The 20,349-nt window shown below is 43.9% G+C and carries 17 protein-coding genes; all 17 read left to right on the top strand.

The genetic code is table 11. The features are described from left to right. Positions 1-1,151: 1,151 nt before the first annotated feature. The 17 genes from O9H85_RS34360 (at position 1,152) to O9H85_RS34280 (ending at position 20,329) form a co-directional block, all read left to right on the top strand. Positions 1,152-1,316 carry a hypothetical protein gene (locus tag O9H85_RS34360; protein WP_269885875.1) on the top strand — a complete coding sequence of 55 codons (165 nt, stop codon included), beginning with the start codon at positions 1,152-1,154 and terminating at the stop codon, positions 1,314-1,316. 719 nt (positions 1,317-2,035) lie between these two features. Next, complete coding sequence (locus tag O9H85_RS34355) at positions 2,036-2,719, top strand: GntR family transcriptional regulator (protein WP_269885874.1); 684 nt, start codon at positions 2,036-2,038, stop codon at positions 2,717-2,719. Between the two features lie 645 nt (positions 2,720-3,364). Continuing rightward, positions 3,365-4,291 (top strand): dihydrodipicolinate synthase family protein, encoded by a 927-nt coding sequence (locus O9H85_RS34350; RefSeq protein ID WP_269885873.1) that lies wholly within the window; start codon positions 3,365-3,367, stop codon positions 4,289-4,291. A 67-nt stretch (positions 4,292-4,358) separates the two neighbouring features. Then, complete coding sequence (locus O9H85_RS34345; RefSeq protein ID WP_269885872.1) at positions 4,359-5,273, top strand: ABC transporter permease; 915 nt, start codon at positions 4,359-4,361, stop codon at positions 5,271-5,273. A 38-nt stretch (positions 5,274-5,311) separates the two neighbouring features. After that, positions 5,312-6,889 (top strand): ABC transporter substrate-binding protein, encoded by a 1,578-nt coding sequence (locus tag O9H85_RS34340; protein WP_269885871.1) that lies wholly within the window; start codon positions 5,312-5,314, stop codon positions 6,887-6,889. Positions 6,890-6,918: 29 nt separating this feature from the next. Beyond that, on the top strand, positions 6,919-7,863 hold the full coding sequence (locus tag O9H85_RS34335) for an ABC transporter permease (RefSeq protein WP_269885870.1): 945 nt from the start codon (positions 6,919-6,921) through the stop codon (positions 7,861-7,863). A gap of 13 nt (positions 7,864-7,876) precedes the next feature. Then, positions 7,877-8,842 (top strand): ABC transporter ATP-binding protein, encoded by a 966-nt coding sequence (locus O9H85_RS34330; RefSeq protein ID WP_269885869.1) that lies wholly within the window; start codon positions 7,877-7,879, stop codon positions 8,840-8,842. Positions 8,843-8,855: 13 nt separating this feature from the next. Further along, positions 8,856-9,815, top strand: coding sequence for an ABC transporter ATP-binding protein (locus O9H85_RS34325; protein WP_269885868.1), 960 nt, complete (start codon positions 8,856-8,858; stop codon positions 9,813-9,815). Positions 9,816-9,867: 52 nt separating this feature from the next. Further along, positions 9,868-10,773 carry an acetamidase/formamidase family protein gene (locus O9H85_RS34320; RefSeq protein WP_269885867.1) on the top strand — a complete coding sequence of 302 codons (906 nt, stop codon included), beginning with the start codon at positions 9,868-9,870 and terminating at the stop codon, positions 10,771-10,773. A gap of 35 nt (positions 10,774-10,808) precedes the next feature. Then, on the top strand, positions 10,809-11,951 hold the full coding sequence (locus O9H85_RS34315; protein WP_269885866.1) for a mandelate racemase/muconate lactonizing enzyme family protein: 1,143 nt from the start codon (positions 10,809-10,811) through the stop codon (positions 11,949-11,951). A 23-nt stretch (positions 11,952-11,974) separates the two neighbouring features. Beyond that, positions 11,975-12,733 carry a creatininase family protein gene (locus O9H85_RS34310; protein WP_269885865.1) on the top strand — a complete coding sequence of 253 codons (759 nt, stop codon included), beginning with the start codon at positions 11,975-11,977 and terminating at the stop codon, positions 12,731-12,733. A gap of 22 nt (positions 12,734-12,755) precedes the next feature. After that, on the top strand, positions 12,756-13,886 hold the full coding sequence (locus tag O9H85_RS34305; RefSeq protein WP_269885864.1) for a mandelate racemase/muconate lactonizing enzyme family protein: 1,131 nt from the start codon (positions 12,756-12,758) through the stop codon (positions 13,884-13,886). Between the two features lie 74 nt (positions 13,887-13,960). After that, a complete protein-coding gene (gucD, locus tag O9H85_RS34300; RefSeq protein WP_269885863.1) occupies positions 13,961-15,421 on the top strand; it encodes an alpha-ketoglutaric semialdehyde dehydrogenase GucD in 1,461 nt (486 codons plus the stop codon). A 47-nt stretch (positions 15,422-15,468) separates the two neighbouring features. Next, positions 15,469-17,073, top strand: coding sequence for an N-acyl-D-amino-acid deacylase family protein (locus O9H85_RS34295; protein WP_269885862.1), 1,605 nt, complete (start codon positions 15,469-15,471; stop codon positions 17,071-17,073). A gap of 46 nt (positions 17,074-17,119) precedes the next feature. Beyond that, positions 17,120-18,724, top strand: a complete 1,605-nt coding sequence (locus O9H85_RS34290; protein ID WP_269885861.1) for an ABC transporter substrate-binding protein — start codon at positions 17,120-17,122, stop codon at positions 18,722-18,724. Continuing rightward, a complete protein-coding gene (locus O9H85_RS34285) occupies positions 18,700-19,248 on the top strand; it encodes an SDR family NAD(P)-dependent oxidoreductase (protein WP_269885860.1) in 549 nt (182 codons plus the stop codon). Before O9H85_RS34290 ends, O9H85_RS34285 begins: the two co-directional genes overlap by 25 nt. Before the next feature lie 4 nt (positions 19,249-19,252). After that, positions 19,253-20,329, top strand: a complete 1,077-nt coding sequence (locus O9H85_RS34280) for an aldo/keto reductase (RefSeq protein ID WP_269885858.1) — start codon at positions 19,253-19,255, stop codon at positions 20,327-20,329. The last annotated feature ends 20 nt before the right edge of the window (positions 20,330-20,349 follow it).

Below are 20,349 nucleotides of genomic sequence, written 5' to 3'. Positions count from 1 at the left end.
ATTGGCTCTAGCCTCTGTTCTGCCGAATCTACCTGACTTCGTACCTCATGACCTGTTAGTCATGACTCACGCAGGAGTATTGGCGGAATGGTTTCCGGATACATGGTTCCGTCATTCCCATCCTCGGTTGTAAAGTTAAGATTACTTGATTGTAATCTTCTGCCTTTCACGATGTTTAGTCGCTTATGGCAGAACTTGTCGTACTTATCCGTTAGCTTAACTCAATACTTTAAGTCAGATGGGAACTTGCCAATATCATTCAGCCATTCTGGATTCCTAATGTACTTTATCGTAGGCGATCCACAAAGTTTGAATTGATACATAAACGAACGGAACTGCTAGTGTAAAAAAGATAATTGACATTATAGTATTACTCTTCCGCAAATAAACGGATATAAGCGAGCCCTTTTCTCCCTCATACCTACCCATTCGGGTAGTATTTTTTTTGTCCAGACCAGATTAAGATGAAGGTAATGATTCGAAAGGCTTGGAAATAGTGAGAATTTGTCGTTTGGTGCAGCTATTGTGGCAAAGGAGGCTTGAAGGAGCCGATTTAGGTATGATAGCAACCGGGCTGTCCTGCTGTCGGCATTGATGAGGGGGTACCAAGGGCACTTCGGGCTGGTATGAACGTTATCCCCGATTATTGTCCTTCCCCAAACGGGTAGTTACTTTTGTGTTGAAATAGTCTTATAGTAGGATATGGATTGTCAAAAACAGACAACCGGGAACATCGCCAGTCGAATATTACTTATGAATGGAGAGGTGTAGACGTACATGAAGCTATGCAAATCCGGATTCAGGGATTGGTCAGCCCGACTAGGGAAGGGATCTCTGGCACTTTCTGCTTGCCCTGATGCTCATCCCCATCATAAGTACCAAGGCTTTGACAGCATCCAATTGGTTACCTAAACCAAATATTCCCAAGCTCTAATTGTAGGTCTGGATTTGCTAAAAAACTATACCATCTATAGCATGGATTAAATTCACATATATTTTTATTAAATGTGAAGTCAAAGTCTCCAGGACCACCAACTTCAATAAGCTTAATCCCCCAGGTCAGTCTACAACTTTATTTTCCTAGTCTAAAACTTTATTTTCCAGTCTAAAACTTTATTTTCTTCGGACAATAGGAGGTTTAGTTCGAAAGCATGAGAACATTGGATATAGAAGCTGTTGTAGTGCAATTGGGAATTGACCTAAAAATTTTTGAAAAGTGGAAAATCGATGCTCTCTCTTCTAAGCAAGATCACCGATTGCAACGTTCCTGTTTTCTGACTTGCGAATTGAGTGCGGTGGAGGACGCCAAAGGCTAGTTGACGTCCCGCCTTCACTTTGGTAATTATTTTTGCTGGAGGTACGTCACACTCTCGCGCTTCACTTGTTTTGGAGAAGGTGCTTCGATTACAAATAATTTTCGCGTAGGGATGAATCTCAGGTCCCTTGATGCTTTCGGATCTTTGTCCAATGATTGTCATTGAGCAAGCCCTGATTAATAACTATAGGGCCTGAATCATATGAAATTATTATCAAATGCGAGTACCCAGCCGACAGGGCAATAATGCAGCAGCGAATCAAATGAACTTGAGAAATGCAGAGGAAGGGACTTCCGCCGAAAATATTGATTCTTACGCTGGGTCAACTATGCGGCTACAGATATCAAATATCAACGATCTTATTTAACGACATGAGCATAAACGGCGATCGCTCCGGATAAGTGCCGATAACATTCGCCGGAAGTACTTGAGCGGATCGAGAATATCATCGGGTAGGCGAAGGGGGAAGAAGGTCAAGTAGGCCCAAATTACGCCGAGGGTTGTTATTTTCCTCGAGCGTTATTTTTTATACCACGGTGCTTGGAATGGTTTAGAACAACGGAGCAGGTTATTTATGCTGTCTAAAAATCGAGATGCCCCCGCGGCATTTAAATTTATTGCATATATCTTAATCAGTTTTTAATTGTTGCACTATAAGCTAAACTCGAAGTATAATGTGATATATCAGATATCACTGTATAAGGAGAAATATGTTGGAAATGCAAATTAATGAAAAATTATCGATCAAAATGGAGAGTGTTAAATCGTTAAGGGATATCGCCGTCGAATCACTCAGAGAGGCTATAGTTATTGGACACTTAAAACCCGGGCAACATATAAAAGAAAGAGAAATATCCGAAATTATGGGAATCAGCACAACCCCTATAAAAGAGGCGCTTCGTATATTAGGTCACGAAGGATTGGTTGAAACTTTCCCAAGAAAAGGGTCGTATGTTTCGAAGGTAGTGGATTCTAGCATTGAAGAAACTTTAATGCTAAGGGCTGCTTTAGACGCTTTATGCAGTAGACTTGCGGCTCTAAAGATTACTGATGAAAAATTATATGAGCTCGAGCAACAGATTATATTGATTGAGGATCTTTATAGGCAAAACAAAGTAGAAGATTTGGTGAAAGAAAATACGAATTTTCATAACAAGATCCGTCAAGCGGCAAATAACCTAATGATATTAAATATTCTTAAAAATATTGCTGCATTCGATACAGCTTTTAGAAAACGCGCATTAAAGTTCACTGTCGAAATGGAAGAAGGTTTTCATGAGCATAGGGGAATATTCGAAGCTATCAAAGACAGAGATCCCGATTTGGCTGAAGAACGAATGAAGAAACATATCATGAGGACTACTCAATGGGTTTTAAGCAATCAAAATAAATCAGATGAGTAGGATGTATCGTCGCCAAGAATGTTTGAATAGCGACCAGGCGAATCATAATGAAGGAACAACTTTTATAGAAAGCCATTCGGATAGCCTTTTTGATGAACAATGAAGAATCGTTTCTGCGTCCATGTCTTAATGATTAAGCATCCAGACCATCCTTTCGTTGGGAAAATATAATGTTCAACCTATACGATGATGGTTCGGATGTTTTTTCGTCTAAATCGATCTATGCTCACCCAATAATGAAAGCGTTTTATGAGAGCGATCGCATTAGTGGATGGTTTTTTGGCGAATCTCATAGCTGTAAATTTCTTGCCCGGGAATAGAAAAATTGCGTGGTCAATATTATACCTATACCGATTGCGATCATCGACGAAAAGAACAGCGAGAATTAAAGTTATTATTTATAACACAATATGTTAGATAAACAACATAACAATTGACATGTAAAGATATCTAGTGTATGATATCTGATATATCAGATATCAATTTTGTGTGGGAGGAAGATGACTATGAGGTCATTTTAGAAGTTGCGATAAACTATCATTCCAGGGTGCTTAAGGAATTCAATAATGTCGGATAACTAAGATAAGTTGAAACCCGATTCGAGTAATGATGATTGACCAACGAATCATAATGGAGGAATTATTTATGAGCTTTGCAAAATTAAGCAAGCAACTTGAAACCATTTGTGCAATTAATATAACGCCTTTTTACATGAATACAAAAGAAATTGATTATAAAGGATTGGAGGAAAATGTGAACTTTTTAATTAATAACGGCGCAAAAGTTATTGTACCGTGCGGAAATACGGGAGAGTTTTATACGTTAACGATAGAGGAGGCGAAAACAGTAACGAAAAGAGTTGTCGAAATCGTTAATGGCCGAGCCATCGTTATGGCAGGGGTAGGGTACTCGATGGAAACCGCAATTGAACTGGGGACGTTCGCTCAGCAAGCCGGAGCTGATTGCATTATGATTCACCAGCCGATACATCCGTATGTAACCGAACAAGGATACATTTCCTATTTTAAAAAAATCATTGAAGCTTTAGAAATACCGTCCATTATTTATTTCAAGGATCCCAATTTAAGCGATGACGTGCTAAAGGAATTGGCCCCTTTGGACAAGCTGGTTGGGGTGAAATATTCAATTAACGACCTTCAGAGATTTGCAAAAGTCGTTCGTGAAGTTCCGAAGGAAACAAATATTACATGGATTTGTGGAACCGCCGAAAAATGGGCGCCATTTTTCTATCATGCCGGGGCTAAAGGATTTACATCCGGACTTGTTAATGTGTATCCGCAAAAATCTTTTGAGTTGTTGAAAGCGCTCCAGCAAGAGGACCAAGAAACGATCTGGTCAGTTTGGGATGAGGTACTGCCATTCGAAAATCTTCGCGCCAAATATGCGAACGGAAACAATGTAGTTGTTGTAAAAGAGGCGATGGAACAAGTCGGATTGAGGGCGGGCGTCACAAGGGAGCCCGTTGATCCGTTGGATAAGGAAGATCAAGCGGAGGTGTCGAAAATACTGGCAAGTTGGGGATTGTTGAACGAAAAAGCAGGACTTATTTGAAGAGAGAAGATGCGATTTATCGCTAACAATAGCAGACCAAGGGACTATGGGAACGGGGTGACTTTCTATGGAAGCAAAGCTTTCCTTGGAGGATAAAAAGAATGCGATACATACCCTAGCAGTTGATGACAATACAGAATTGAAGAAAGACAAATACGAGATACTTTTGCATTTGTTTCGAAGGAAGTCCGTTATTTTCGGTTTGGGAATCATTATTATAATCATCGGTATGACCGTATTCGCACCTTTTCTGACCAGTTGGGATCCGAACGCCATGAAAGTGGAAGAACGATTGATGCCGCCGAGCTCTATTCATATTTTCGGTACGGATGCTTTTGGACGAGATATGTTTTCACGAGTGGCCAACGGCGGCAAGGTATCTCTTGTGATAGGGGCTTTCGTTGTTATATTCGCTGTGGGTGGAGGGACTCTGTTAGGATTATTATCCGGTTATTTCAGATGGCTGGATAACGTTTTGATGCGATTGATGGACGGGCTAATGGCCTTTCCGGGCTTGATGTTGGCTGTGGCCATGATGGGATTGCTGGGACCTAGCAGCAGTACGGTTGTCATTGCTTTAAGTATAGTATATATGCCTCGCGTGGCAAGAGTTGTTCGCGGATCCGTTCTGGTCATCAGAGAATATCCGTTTATCGAGGCGGAAATCACATTGGGTGCCCGTAGTTTGTATATCCTGTTTGTTCATATCCTTCCGAATTGTTTATCGCCTATTATCATCCAATGTTCTTTTATTTTTTCCTATGCCGTACTTGGTGAAGCCGCATTAAGCTTTTTGGGAGTCGGTGTACCCCCGACTATACCGAGCTGGGGGAACATTTTGAGCGATTCAAGGGTGTATATTGTGCAGGCTTGGTGGATTGCGGTTTTCCCGGGGATTGCGATAATGTTGACCGTACTGGGGCTCAATTTGTTCGGAGACGGTTTGCGAGACATGATGGATCCGAAGCTGCGAAAACTTTAAAAGTAAAGGGTTAACCATTCTTAGGAGGAGTACCGTATATGAAAAAATGGAAAAAAATGATGTCCGTAGGTTTGTTCATTATCGCCGTTTTATCGGGGTGCACTTCGCAACCGAACCAGGGTGCAATTGGGACAGCGGACAACACGGTTCCTAAAAAAGGAGGAATTTTGAAAATTGCAATCAGTAGCGAGCCGCCCACTCTCGATGTCCAAATGACGACTTCTTTTGCCTCTCAAGAAATCGGATATCATATTTATGAGGGACTTTTCACGCCTGATGCGAATTATAATCCGCAGCCTATGCTGGCCAAAGATTATACATATGACGATAATAGTAAGTCCTATACTATTAATCTTAGGCAAGGGATCAAGTTTCATGACGGTAAAGACTTCAATGCGGATGATGTCATTGCATCCTTAAATCGTTGGATGAAATTGAATCAATACGGAAAATTGCTGGCAAGCAATCTCAAAGAGCTCAAAAAAAATGGAGACTACCAAATTATACTGGCCTTGAAGGAATCCTCTCCTGCCGTTCCTTCGTTGCTGTCCTTTCCTAATCAAGGTGCTGCCATATATCCTAAGGAAGTGGTGGACGCTGCGGGAGACGGTGAGATCAAAACATTCATTGGTACTGGTCCGTACAAATTTCAGGAACATAAACCGGATCAATACATCAAGATGGTGCGCTATGAGCAATACATGCCCCGAGAAGAAACGGCGAATGGCATGACCGGAAAGCGTACGGCTTATATGGATGAACTGGATTTTATTCCAACGCCGGAAATATCTGTTCGATTGGATGGATTGGAAACGGGGCAGTTCGATGTAGCAGAAGAGATCAGTACGGATATGTACACTCGAGTGAAAGCAAGCAGCAACGTAGATCCTGTGATTGTAAAGCCATACTGGTGGCCGATGGCTGTATTTAATAATAAACAAGGAATATTTACTAACCAAAAGATGCGGCAAGCGTTTAATGCGGCTCTGGATAAAGAACCTATCATGAAAGCAGCTTTCTCTGATCCACAATTTTATCGTTTGGACCCGAGCTTGCTGCAAAAGGAAGTTCAACAATGGTACTCAGATGCGGGAAAAGAGCTTTATAACCAGGGGAACATTGAAAAGTCGAAGCAGTTGCTCCAGGAAGCGGGTTACAAGGGAGAAAAAATTCGTTGGCTGACGACAAAGGATTATGACTACTTGTATAAAATTGCGCTTGTAGCTACAGAGCAATTAAAGAAGGCAGGTTTTAATATTGACTTGCAGGTCGTTGACTGGGCTACTTTAGTAAGCCAGAGGTCAAAACCGGATCAATATGAACTCTACTCCACAAGCAGCACGTTTTCTTCCGACCCGGCAGGAGCGGGTTACACTAGTGCAAATGCAGCCGGTTGGTGGGAAAGCTCGCCCAAAGAAGAATTGTTAAAGAAAGTAAGCACAGAGATGGATCCGGTTAAACGGAAAGAAGCTTGGGTAGGAATTCAAAAGTTATTTTACGAGGAAGTACCGATTGTAAAATTTGGCGATTTCTTTTTATTGAAAGCCAAAAGCAAGAAAGTGCAGGATCTCGTTGCAACCCCATATCCATACTATTGGAATGTATGGAAAAAGTAACTTTTTAAGGAAAGGGGTCGAAAACATCTATGCTGTCTTTCATACTTCGGAGGTTTTTAGTTTTGCTTCCCACGATGATGGTTCCCCTTGTTCTTGTGTTTACCTTGCTTCATTTAGCACCAGGGGACCCGGCAGCAGTCATGCTGGGTTCCGACGCTACCCCCGAGCAAGTTAATCAATTAAGGATAACGTTGGGGCTCAACGAGCCCATCTTCATTCAGTTAATTAAATGGTTGAAACAATTGGCGACATTACAGCTTGGGGATTCAATTTTTCTTAAACAGCCAGTTGTCAATGTGATCTGGGAGCATTCAGGTATCACCGTTTTATTGACTATTTATGCTTTGATTATTGCTGTTGCAATAGGTATGCTTTCAGGAATCGTATCAGCCGTATTCAGAAACAAACCCATAGATCAGATTGCCATGACTGGAGCTATGTTAGGGGTTTCTATGCCGGAATTTTGGTTTGGTCTCCTTCTGATCCTATTCTTCGCGGTAGATTTGAGATGGTTTCCGGTATCGGGATATACCCCTCTATCTCAAGGTGTTATAGCCTGCATTCAATCTTTAACCTTACCCGCCATAGCCTTGGGATTAATTCAGGCGGCATTCATTGCCAGAATTACTCGGTCGAGTATGTTGGACATGTTTAACGAAGATTTCGTGCGAACTGCCAAAGCGAAGGGTTTACCGGAAAAGATCGTGATTTTCAAGCACATTTTGAAAAATGCGTTTATCCCTATTTTGACAGTCATCGGTATTACAATGGCTGTATTAATGGGAGGAGCCATCGCGATCGAGACGGTGTTCAACTTACCAGGCATCGGACGAATGATGATCAGTGCCGTTTCAAGGAGAGATTACCCGCTGATTCAAGGAATCGTTCTTTTCATATCGATTGCCTATATTTTCATTAATCTTCTGGTAGACATCATCTATACGACTCTTGATCCGAGAATTAAGTTTAGGTAAGGAGGGATTAAAGATGACACGGGCCATACTTCAAGTCAAAGATGTCAACCTGGCTTTCTCTACCTCTAAAGGACAATTGGAGGCTCTATCCAATATTTCCTTTGAGATTTTGGAAGGTGAGATTTTGGGTATTGTCGGCGAATCGGGATGTGGGAAGAGCATCACATCCTTATCCATCATGGGACTTTTGCCGGTTGAGACCAGCCATATTACGAACGGATCTATTATCTTTGAAGAGAAAAATTTGACAAAGCTGAATAGAGAACAAATGCGAGACATTCGCGGGAAAAATATTTCAATGGTTTTCCAGGAACCAATGACATCCTTGAATCCTGTCTTTTCCATCGGGGACCAATTAACCGAAGCCGTACGATACCATTTGAAAGTGAGCAAAAAAGATGCGATTGAACACGTTCAAACAATACTGGAAAGCATCGGTATCCCGAGTTCCCGCAATATTATGGATGAATACCCTCACCAGCTTTCGGGAGGCATGCGTCAGAGGGTGATGATTGCGATGGCCTTATCCTGTCATCCCAAATTATTGATAGCTGACGAACCTACGACAGCATTGGACGTTACGATTCAGGCGCAAATCTTGGCGTTATTAAAAAAAATTAACCGTGAATTTAAAACCTCTATTCTCTTAATTACCCATGATTTAGGCGTTGTATCGGAAATGTGCGATCGGGTTATCGTCATGTATGCCGGTCAAATTGTTGAGACGGGAAAAGTTGATGAACTGCTTGAAAATCCGCGTCATCCGTATACAAAAGGATTATTACAATCTATTCCCAAAATAGAAGAGACAAGAAGGAGACTGGACACCATTCCGGGAACTGTTCCACAGCTTGGAAAAATGCCGGCGGGGTGTCGTTTCTCTCCCAGATGCAGTTTCTCTACGGAAAAATGCGGAAGCGAACCAACCATGATAAACATAGGACCAGACCATCATGTTAAATGCTGGCACGCAGTGTAAGGAGAGGACTCATATGACAACTAGGCCGCTATTGGAAGTCCAAGATCTGCAAAAAGTGTTTACTGTGGGAACAATGTTAAATAGAAAAAAAATTCACGCGATCCGCAATGTCAGCTTTTCAATTCAAGAGGGAGAAACCTTTGCTTTGGTGGGAGAAAGTGGATGCGGCAAATCGACTACAGGCAGGGCAATCATTCGATTGACTAAGCCAACGAGCGGCACAGTTAAATTTAATTCGGTAGATTTGGGAAATGCTTCGAATCGAGATATAAGAACAATGCGCAGAGATATACAAATGGTTTTTCAGGATCCTTACGCTTCTCTAAACCCCCGAATGACGATTGGAAGAATCTTGGCCGAGCCGTATAGACTGCACAATTTATATTCGCAAAAAGAACGTGAAGAAAAGGTCATACATCTTATGGAAGAAGTAGGGCTCCGTTCCGCTTACCGCAACAGATTCCCGCATGAGTTTTCAGGTGGACAGCGGCAAAGAATTGGAATTGCCCGGGCGTTAGCCTTACATCCAAAATTGATCATCGCTGATGAGCCCGTATCGGCTCTGGACGTTTCCGTTCAGGCGCAGGTGCTGAATTTACTGATGGATCTGCAGGAAAAATATAAACTTTCCTATTTGTTCATCTCTCATGATTTAAGTGTGGTTAAACACATAAGCCATCGGATTGGCGTTATGTACCTTGGAGAGATTGTGGAGGTCGGGGAAAAAGAGGATATTTACAGTAACCCGCTTCATCCCTATACGCAATCTTTGTTATCCTGCATTCCAACTATTAATAAAAAGGAAAAATCGGAAAGAATCATTTTGTCAGGTGATGTGCCCAACCCTGCTAGTCCCCCAAGCGGCTGTGCATTTCATCCACGATGTTCCAGCTGCATGGAAATATGTAAATCCGAAAAACCCAAACCTAGACAAATTGACAAGCAAGTCGTTGCATGTCATTTGTATAACTAAGTAAGGGACGCATGATTCTAAATTCAGAGACAAGACAAATAGGAGGGTTAAAATGGCCGTACACCATTTTGTTCCGGAAATATATTACAATACTATCGGTTCTCATGAACCGGTTCTTCGAATCCGGGATGGAGATAGTATCGTAACCACTACTGTCGATGCCTGGGGAGTGGACCATAAGGGTGATACCGTAACAAAACGCGGCAATCCCATGACCGGCCCTTTTTATGTTGAGGGGGCCGAGCCGGGGGATGTCTTGGCCATCCGTCTAGATCATATGTACCCAAACAGGAATTGGGGCTTTACATCCAAAGTTATAGCTCCGAATGTACTAGATGCGGATTTTGCGGCGCAATTGCCGAAAAATGAAACCATTTACTGGAAGGTGGATATTGAAAAAGGCATAGCCCAACTTGCTGATCCCACTCCCCGTCTAGCTCATCTGAAGCTACCGTTGGCTCCGTTTATGGGCTGTTTCGGCGTAGCTCCTTCACGCGGTCAAGCCATTTCCACTGCGACATCGGGGGAATACGGCGGAAATATGGATTATCGCGGCTTTGTTACTGGGGTAACAGCTTATTTTCCAGTATTTGTCGAGGGCGCGCTACTGCATGTGGGTGATGGTCATGCCCTTCAGGGAGATGGAGAGATTGTGGGGACAGGGATTGAAATCTCGTTGGATATTCGTTTTACTGTTAATTTGATCAAAGGCAAAACCATACGTTGGCCGCGCGGTGAATCCGGCAGCCATTTGTTCACCGTCGGAAACGCGCGTCCCCTTGATCAGGCGGTCCAGCACGCTACTACTGAAATGCTTTTTTGGTTAAAAGAGGATCATAGTCTGGATATAGCAGAGGCCAGTACTTTACTCGGTCAATGTGTCGAGTATGATCTTGGCAACATTTTCGACCCGGCTTACACCATGGTATGCAAGTTAAATAAAGCCTTATTGCCGTAAACAAATCAACCCATACTGATCCAAGGAGGTTATTAATGAAAATCGTTGATGTTAATTTATTTCCGTTTAGCGCGAAAAGAGTGTATTCTACCGTAACGGCCGCTTTAGGCGGCGTAGCGCATAAGGAAGGCGGATATGCTTTTTCGGACTTCGCCATCATCGAATTGACGTCCGATACCGGGATCAAAGGTTACGGAGAAGTATCCGATATTCCGGAAACGATGACTATGCCAAACGGACAAAACTTTACGATTGAACATTTGGAGACTTATTTAGCCAACCAGTTGATTGGCAAAGACCCATTCCAAATCGAAGAATTGCTGCAGGCATATCCCGAAAAAAACATGGTGGACATACGACCCGACGGTTCAATGTTGGATATCGTAAGCTGCGGTGTAGACAATGCGTTACTTGATCTCATCGGCAAAACGCTGAATGTTCCGGTGTATAACTTGTTTGGCGGAAAGAAAAAGGACAAGATTTGGGTATCATGGGTCGTTTATATCAGGGATATCAAATACTTGGAAGCGGAAATCGCCGAAAAGGTCAAAGAAGGGTTTGATGCTTTTAAATTAAAAGTCGGCATCGACCCCAAGCAGGATGAGGAGCGGCTCCGCATATTGAGAGAAACAGCCGGCGAAAAGGCGGTCATCAAGCTGGACGCCAACTCCGGTTGGACGTTTGACGAGGCAGTCGAAAACTTGAAGAGATTGGAAAAATACAATCCGGCCGGTATCGAAACGCCGATTCCATTCCTGGATGTAGAAGGGAAAGCAAAATTAAAAGGCCGTATCGGCATGCCTATTTTGGAACATGTGCATACGCTCGAATTTGCTTTGGAGTTGCTCAAACATGATGCGGTAGATGTGTTCAATATTTCTGCAGCCCAAGCCGGCGGCGTGTTTAAAGCGAGAAAGATATTGGCGTTGGCCGAGTCCGCAGGCAAACCATGCTTGCTCGGCAGTACGGTGGAGTGCGGCTTGGGTACCGCATCGCAGCTTCATCTATCGGCCGGCAGTTCGCTGGTTACCTGGCCGTCCGATCTGATTGGCCCGAAAATGTATGTAAACGACATGTTGAACGCACCCCATGCTTGGGATCAAAACCGCTTGCTCGTTCCCGATGGCGCTGGTTTCGGCGTTGAGGTGGATCCGCAATATTTGCAAAAAGGTATTTAGAACAATTAAAGGAGAGGGCAAAATTGTTCAACCATCTAAAGCTTGACTCATTAACAAGGGAGGAAGTAACAAACATTGCTTCCGAAGCGATGATTGTTTTACCCGTAGGTGCGATCGAACAGCACGGCCCCCATCTTCCTTTGTGTACGGACGCCGTGTTCGCGGAGGAAATTGCGCTCAGAAGCTGTGCGGCCGTGCAGGACAGTTTTCGCGCGGTGGTGGCGCCTGTTTTATCCTACGGCAATTCGCATCATCATTTTCCAATGCCAGCCTTATCACTGACAAGTGAAGCGATGACTATCGTTTTAAAAGATTTGCTAAGATCGATGGTTACTACCGGTTTTAAACATATCGCGATATTGAACTCACACGGCGGTAATGATGAAGCGATCAGAATGGCGACCCGGGATATCGCAAGGGAATGTCAGGTCAACATTGCCGCCACCTCTTATTGGACAGTCGCTTGGGAGGCTTTGCGTAACGAGTGTCAGGCCACACAACTGGGAAGAGTTCCCGGGCATGCGGGGGGATTTGAAACATCGTTGATGCTCCATTTGCGCCCAGAGTTAGTGCGTTTAAATTCATTCCCTCCGCACAGGCACGATGAAATTCCAACGGAAGAGATGTCCCGCCGGATGTTTATTCAAAGACCGAATAACAGCGTAGGAGTGAACGGAATCAGCGACGATTCGCGTCATGCATCCAAAGAAAAAGGGGCCGAGATCCTGCCTGTTATTATAAGAGAAGTAGCCAGAGCTTTCCGCCAATTCATGGGAAAATAAACTAGTCAAAGGAGATATTGATATGAAAATAGCAGATTTAAAAATATATCCGTTTCAAGCAAAAAGAGTTTATTCAACCGTGACGGCTGCTTTAGGCGGATTGGCCAACAAAGAGGGCGGACATTCTTTTTCGGACTTCGCTGTGATCGAATTGACTTCAGATGAAGGGGTTAAAGGTTACGGCGAAGTATCCGATATTCCCGATACCATGTTCATGCCCGATGGTACAAAATTTACAATTGAACAATTAGAGGCTTATTTGGCGAAACAATTGATCGGCAAAGAAGCTTTTCAAATCGAGGAATTGCTGCAGGGATATCCTGAAAAAAATATGGTGGATGAACGCCCCGACGGCACAGTATACGATATCGTAGGCTGCGGTGTTGACAATGCGCTGCTCGATCTTATCGGAAAATCGTTAAATGTTCCGGTATATAACTTATTCGGCGGAAAGAAAAAGGACAAAATTTGGGTATCGTGGGTCGTTTATATCAGGGGAATCGAATACTTGGAAGCGGAAATTGCTGAAAAGGTAACGGAAGGGTTTGACGCCTTTAAATTAAAAGTCGGCATCGATCCTAAGGAAGACCTGGAGCGCCTCCGCATCATAAGAGAAGTAGCCGGTGACAAAGCCGTCATCAAGCTGGATGCGAATTCCGGCTGGACGTTCGACGAGGCGGTTGAAAATTTGAAGAGAATGGAAAAGTATAATCCGGCCGGTATCGAAACGCCGATTCCTTATCTGGATGTGGAAGGAAAAGCAAAATTAAAAAGCCGTATCGGCATGCCGATATTAGAGCATGTCCATTCGCCCGAGTTCGGCCTGGAGTTGCTCAAACACGACGCGGTGGATGTGTTCAATGTCTCTACGGCCGGAGCCGGTGGAATGTTTAAAGCGAGAAAGGTGCTGGCTCTGGCAGAGTCTGCGGGAAAACAATGTTTGCTTGGCAGCACGGTGGAGTGTGGCTTAGGAACCGCATCGCAGCTTCATTTGGCGGCTAGCAGCTCATTGATTACCTGGCCTTCCGATCTGATCGGCCCGAAAATGTACTTAAACGATTTTTTGACAGCTCCCCACGTTTGGGACCAGAATCACTTGCTCGTTCCTGATGGAGCCGGTTTTGGCGTACAGGTAGACAGTGAGCTTAAATAAACTGCAAGCTGGATGGCGACTACTATTCGCATTGTTGACAAGCAGCCAATGGATATACAGGAGATGAATGATACATGGAGGCAACGGTTAAAACATATCTCAATTATATTAACGGCGAATGGGTTTCTACCGTCACAAACGTGAAAGATGCTAGCATAAATCCGGCAAAACGAAACGAGATTGTCGGATTTGTACAAGCATCAGCTATCGAGGATTTAAATAATGCTGTGGACTCGGCCAAGAAAGCACAAGTCTTATGGAGAAAATTGTCTGGCGCAGCAAGAGGGGAGTACCTCTATAAAGCGGCTAATGCACTTGAGCGACACGCTGATGACATTGCAGAAACAATGACGCGGGAAATGGGAAAACCGTTTCTGGAGGCAAAAGGAGAAACGATGAGGGGCGTTGCCATTCTGCGATATTACGCAGGGGAGGGATTGAGAAAAATCGGCGATGTTATTCCTTCTACTGACGCCGGAGCATTGATGTACACTACGCGCGTTCCGCTCGGGGTAGTAGGCGTTATCACACCGTGGAACTTCCCAGTGGCCATCCCGATTTGGAAGATGGCACCGGCTCTCATCTACGGAAACACGGTTGTGTTTAAGCCCGCTCAAGAAACGGCAGTTACAGCGGCCAAGATCGTCGAGTGCCTACATGAAGCTGGTCTTCCGGCCGGTGTTGTCAATATGGTAACCGGAGACGGTTCGCTCATAGGGCAAGGAATTGTAGAACACACCGGCATTAACGCGATCACTTTTACAGGCTCTAACGTCGTTGGAAAGATGATCGGAAAGATGGCGCTTAGCCGCGGAGCAAAATATCAGCTGGAGATGGGCGGGAAAAATCCTGTTATCGTACTGGAAGATGCCGATTTGGAACTTGCTGTTGATGCGACGATTAACGGCGGTTTGCGTTCCACGGGACAGAAATGTACAGCCACCAGCCGGGTATTCATTCAAAGCGGTGTGTACGAGCAGTTTAAGGAGAAACTGTTTGTAAAAGTGAAGGAACTTAAAATCGGCAACGGCTTGGACGGACAGACGTGGATGGGGCCTTGTGCGACTGAAAAGCAGTTGGAAACCGTCCTTTCCTATATTCAAAAGGGAATTGAAGAAGGAGCGACGCTTGTTTGCGGCGGAAGGAGACTGGAAGAAGGAGAACTGAAAGAAGGGTTCTTTGTTGAACCGACCGTTTTTGAAAATATCTCCCCGGAAATGACTATTTTTAAGGAAGAGATATTCGGTCCGGTGCTTGCACTGATTAAGGTTGATACGATTGAAGAGGCTTTATCATTGGCAAATGAAGTGGATTTCGGTCTTAGTGCATCCATCTTTACGAAAAATATCGGTAGCATGTTAACGTTTATCGATGATATCGAAGCGGGGCTAGTCAGGATCAATGCTGAAAGTGCCGGTGTAGAATTACAAGCTCCTTTCGGAGGGATGAAGCAATCCAGTTCTCATTCTCGTGAACAGGGGCAGGCGGCCATTGAATTTTTCACGTCCGTAAAAACAGTTTTTGTTAAATCATAATAAATGGACGGAAGAAAGCGGAATGCTTGAAAAGGAGGGAGATCGGAATGCTGGACTTTGTGCTTAAAAACGGAAAAATTGTGGATGGAACAGGAAATCCTTGGTTTATCGGAGACGTAGGAGTAAAGGATGGTATTATCGTAAAAATTGGCCGGATCGATCAATCGAGCAGATCCACAATTGATGTCCAGAAACAAGTTATATGCCCGGGATTTATTGACGGTCATTGCCATTCCGATTTAATGATTCTTGACCAGCCACTAAGTGAAATTAAACTGCAACAGGGGGTTACCACTGAAGTTGTAGGAAATTGCGGAATAGGGCCAGCCCCATTTTTCACTAAAAACGGAACATTGCTTCAGGAGTATATTGAACCTATTTTAGGGAAATGGAATGAGAACTGGTCGTGGACAACAATGAACGAGTATATGAATGTGCTGGCAGCAGCAAATGCTTCGGCTAATGTAGCCACCTATGTACCGCACGGCGCGTTGAGAATTGCGGTCATGGGATTTGAAAAACGAACGGCAAACAAACAGGAACTGCAGCACATGAAGGATTTGCTTGAGGAAGGGATGAGAGCGGGAGCGATCGGGTTGTCCATCGGCCTGTTATATGCTCCGGGAAGCTACACGACAAAAGAAGAATTAGCTGAATTATGTGGCGTACTTCCCAAATATAACGGTATATTATCCACGCATATTCGTGGGGAAGGCAAAAACCTGCTTCCTTCTATAAAAGAAGTGATTTGGATTGCGGAAAAGGGTGGAATTTCCTTGCATATCAGTCATTTAAAAGCGGCGGGAAAGGGGAATTGGGGGAAGATCGACAGCGCGCTTGAGATCATCGAAGACGCCAGAGCAAGAGGAATGGACGTTACTTGTGATGTTTATCCTTACACTGCCGGATCCACCTCACTTACTACACTGCTTCCGCCATGGGCATTAGAAGGGGGAATCAGGAAAACATTAGAACGCTTGAAGGATTCGTCGGTTCGCGTACAAATCAAGGAGGAACTAAAAGAAGAACAGGAGATGTGGGACAATTTAGTTTGTTCTACAGGCTGGGAAAATGTTTTGATTTCTTCACTTACATCTGAGAAAAACCGGCATTTAGAAGGAAAGCATATAAAGGAAATCAGCGCGATGCAAGGCAAAGATCCGGTTGATTGCGCAATGGATTTGCTTATTGAGGAAGAAGGGAAAATAGCGATAGTTTATTTTCATATGTCGGATCAAGAAGTCAATAAAGTAATGCGCTGGGAAAAATCATTGATTGCTTCTGATAGCCTTGCTTGCCAAACAGGAAAGCCGCATCCTCGCTTATATGGAACTTTCCCTCGAGTGTTCGCCAAATATGTTCGTCAAGAACGGTTGCTCTCGCTTGAAGAAGCGGTCCGTAAAGTCACTTCATTCCCGGTTCAACGATTTAAATTAGGGAAACGCGGACTTTTGGTGCCGGGATACAAAGCGGACATTGTTGTCTTTAATCCGGATAATATTACTGATAAGGCTACATATCAAGAGCCTGCGCAATATCCCGAAGGAATATCATATGTGTATGTTAACGGCGTTAAAACAACGGAACATAAAAAGCATACCCATGCACGAGAGGGAAATCTGATCGTGTCGCATACTTGCTGTGCTCATTAGCATGGCGAGATATGATGAGAGAAACTGTGGTCAGGAGGCATCCATTTTGGCAATAAAAAAAACTTCTGTAACGATCCTGTTCATTATTTTTTTGTTATCAGTTGTGCTAGCAGGGTGCACAAGTCAATCGTCGCCGAAAACGGGTAATTCCACAGGAGAAACTAAAAATTCCACCAGTGAACCTAAAAAAGGGGGCACTTTAAAAGTTGCAATTGCTGGCGAGCCACCTTCACTAGATGTACAAATAACCTCGGCATTTTTATCGCAGGAAATCGGGTGGCATATTTATGAAGGCTTATTTACCCTTGATGATAAATATAATGCCGTTCCTTTGCTTGCTAAAGACTATAATTTTGATATGGCGACGAACACATATGTAATTCATTTGCGGGAAGGTATCAAGTTCCATAACGGGAAAGTGATGACGGCGGATGACGTAATAGCATCTCTTAATCGATGGGGAAAGAAATCGAGTTATGGGGCGATCTTTTTTAATAATGTAAAAGAACTGAAAATGGAAAACGATCTTACCCTTGACATTATCTTAAAAACTCCTCAGCCGAACGTGCCGATGCTGCTTGCTTTTCCAAATCAGCAGGCCGCGATTTATCCCAAGGAGATCATTGATGCAGCGGGCGACGGTCCGATCAAGGACTTCATTGGAACTGGTCCATATCGATTTGTCGAGCATGTACCCGATCAACATGTAAAACTTTCCCGTTATGATGATTATAAGCCGTTGCCGGGATCGGCAAACGGAATGGGCGGCAGTCGAGTAGCTTATGTTGATAATATTATGTTTATTCCAACCCCTGAGGTTTCCACTCGTTTGGATGGGGTACAAACCGGACAATTCGATTACGCAGAGCAGATCAGTACGGATTTATATGAATCAATGAAAGCAAACAATCAAGTAGACGCTGTCATAGTGAAGCCCTATTGGTGGCCGCAGGCAGTCTTTAACAAAAAGACAGGTCCGTTTAAAGACCAACGCATGCGCCAGGCGTTTGCGTTAGCATTGAATATGGAACCGATTATGAAAGCGGCCTTTACTTCCAGCGAGTTTTACCGTATTGATCCGAGCCTTATGTTCCAGGAGCAAAAACAATGGTGGACAGATGCCGGCAAAGAAATGTATAACCAAGGAAATATCGAGAAAGCGCAGCAGCTTATGAAAGAAGCGGGATATAACCGAGAACCGATTCGATGGCTTACAACGAAAGATTATGATTTTATGTACAAAATTTCATTGGTAGCCACGGAACAACTCAAAAAAGCAGGGTTTAACATTGATCTTCAAGTGGTGGATTGGGCGACCCTTATACAAAAGCGTGCTAATCCGGATCTTTATGAAGTGTTTATGGGAGCCACTACTTTCACTCCCGATCCCGGGATTTGGCCAGTTTTCGATAGCAAATGGCCGGGTTTCTGGGAAAATTCCAACAAGGATGCCCTGTTAAAGAGCTTAAATTCCGAGATGGATCCCGCCAAGAGAAAAGCCATCTGGGATAAATTGCAGGCTATAACGTGGGATCAAGTGCCAGTAGTGAAGTTTGGCGACTTTTTCCTGCTAGGTACAAAAAGCAAAAAGCTTCAAGGTTTACAAGGAACACCATTTCCTTACTATTGGAACGTTTGGTTGAATCAATAAAGCATTATGCAGGAAAACCAGGGGAGATAATCTCCCTTGGTTTTCCTGAAAATTTTGGAGGGAACAAATATGTATTCACGAAACTGGAAGATTTGGACGAACAATTATGGGATCGTGTAATCCGTTTATTTGGTAACGAAAGCAGTATTCCTATGATGAAAGCGCAGGGAAAAGGAAAGATCGTCAATGTGACCTCCGTGGCCGCCCGCACTGGCGGGGGTCCGGGCAGTATCGCCTATTCAACGGCCAAAGCGGGAGTAAGCAATTTGACTCGGGCGCTGGCAAAAGAGTTGGTCGGGTATAACATTTTAGTGAACGGCATTGCGCCGGGCGTCATCAGTACGCCGTTTCATGATCGGTTTTCACCTCCTGAAATCCGTCAAAAGAATGCATCTCTCATACCGCTTGGCCGTGAAGGAACCCCGGATGAGGCAGCAGGCGCCATATTATTTTTATCTTCAAGTTTTGCTGACTATATTACAGGAGAAATCATTGAAGTTAATGGCGGACAGTTGATGGATTAATCCTTTGAAAGAGAGTGAACAAATATTGGAAACAAGAAGGCTTGGGATTTCCGAATTGCAGGTCGGCATACTTGGGATGGGCTGCTGGCAGTTCGGCGGAGACAGCAACAGCTATTGGGGATTTCAAAGTCAAAGAGATGTAGAAGAGATGATCGGGGCAGCTTTGGACAGTGGCATCAATTATTTCGATACTGCTGAAATGTACAATGATGGTGAAAGTGAAAGATCGCTGGGACTTGCCTTGAAAGGAAGACGGTCTAGAGCCATTATCGGCACTAAAATCAAGACTTCGAATACGAAACCAAAGACATTGCGAGAACAATGCGAAGCAAGCTTGCGGCGTTTACAGACCGATTATATCGATTTGTATATGCTTCACTGGCCGATCAACTACCAATCGATTTTACATTTTAGCAACGATGAAAGTTTGCTTGCCGATCCGCCGACACTGGAAGAAGCGTTCTATACGTTGGATCAATTGAAGCAAGAAGGAAAAATTCGCCACATAGGTATCAGCAATCATGGTGTAGAACAAATGGATGAAGTGAAAGCTACCGGTGTGAAGGTTATCGCCAATGAGCTTGTTTACAATCTATTATGCAGAGCAATCGAGAGCCGGATTCTGCCCTATTGTACCCGTCACCAAATGGGCGTCATCGGATATATGGGATTACATCAAGGTATTTTGTCGGGAAAGTATCGTAAAATCGATGAAATTCCTCTCGGGCGAATGAGATCACGTCATTTTCATCATAGTCGAGGAGAAGGGAGCCGCCATGGTGAAGAAGGGGCAGAACCGGAGCTGCAAGAAGCTCTGAACGGTATTCATCAGCTTGCGTTCGATTTGGGTGTATCCGTGAGTATGCTTTCTTTAGCATGGGCATTTTCCAATCCGAATATCGCCATAACGATTTGCGGTGCGCGAAACGTCCAGCAGTTGAACGCGAACATTGAAGCTGCCTCTTTTCCGATATCTTCGGAAGTACGCAACCAGCTAGATCATATTACAGCACCATTGCTTCATAAATTGGGGAATAATGCCGATTACTTCGAAAACAGTAAGTACAGCCGCATTCGATAATAATCAGGCGCACAGGAGAA

This window comes from Paenibacillus gyeongsangnamensis (assembly GCF_027533625.1).
Classification (GTDB): domain Bacteria; phylum Bacillota; class Bacilli; order Paenibacillales; family NBRC-103111; genus Paenibacillus_G; species Paenibacillus_G gyeongsangnamensis.
Note: the sequence above shows the minus strand (reverse complement) of the source record. Positions and strands in the feature narration are given on the sequence as shown.

Excerpts from the sequence above, each read along its gene's own strand:
- O9H85_RS34360 (WP_269885875.1), top strand. The coding sequence starts at position 1,152 with ATGAGAACATTGGATATAGAAGCTGTTGTAGTGCAATTGGGAATTGAC.
- O9H85_RS34355 (WP_269885874.1), top strand. The coding sequence starts at position 2,036 with ATGCAAATTAATGAAAAATTATCGATCAAAATGGAGAGTGTTAAATCG.
- O9H85_RS34350 (WP_269885873.1), top strand. The coding sequence starts at position 3,365 with ATGAGCTTTGCAAAATTAAGCAAGCAACTTGAAACCATTTGTGCAATT.
- O9H85_RS34345 (WP_269885872.1), top strand. The coding sequence starts at position 4,359 with ATGGAAGCAAAGCTTTCCTTGGAGGATAAAAAGAATGCGATACATACC.
- O9H85_RS34340 (WP_269885871.1), top strand. The coding sequence starts at position 5,312 with ATGAAAAAATGGAAAAAAATGATGTCCGTAGGTTTGTTCATTATCGCC.
- O9H85_RS34335 (WP_269885870.1), top strand. The coding sequence starts at position 6,919 with ATGCTGTCTTTCATACTTCGGAGGTTTTTAGTTTTGCTTCCCACGATG.
- O9H85_RS34330 (WP_269885869.1), top strand. The coding sequence starts at position 7,877 with ATGACACGGGCCATACTTCAAGTCAAAGATGTCAACCTGGCTTTCTCT.
- O9H85_RS34325 (WP_269885868.1), top strand. The coding sequence starts at position 8,856 with ATGACAACTAGGCCGCTATTGGAAGTCCAAGATCTGCAAAAAGTGTTT.
- O9H85_RS34320 (WP_269885867.1), top strand. The coding sequence starts at position 9,868 with ATGGCCGTACACCATTTTGTTCCGGAAATATATTACAATACTATCGGT.
- O9H85_RS34315 (WP_269885866.1), top strand. The coding sequence starts at position 10,809 with ATGAAAATCGTTGATGTTAATTTATTTCCGTTTAGCGCGAAAAGAGTG.
- O9H85_RS34305 (WP_269885864.1), top strand. The coding sequence starts at position 12,756 with ATGAAAATAGCAGATTTAAAAATATATCCGTTTCAAGCAAAAAGAGTT.
- gucD (WP_269885863.1), top strand. The coding sequence starts at position 13,961 with ATGGAGGCAACGGTTAAAACATATCTCAATTATATTAACGGCGAATGG.
- O9H85_RS34295 (WP_269885862.1), top strand. The coding sequence starts at position 15,469 with ATGCTGGACTTTGTGCTTAAAAACGGAAAAATTGTGGATGGAACAGGA.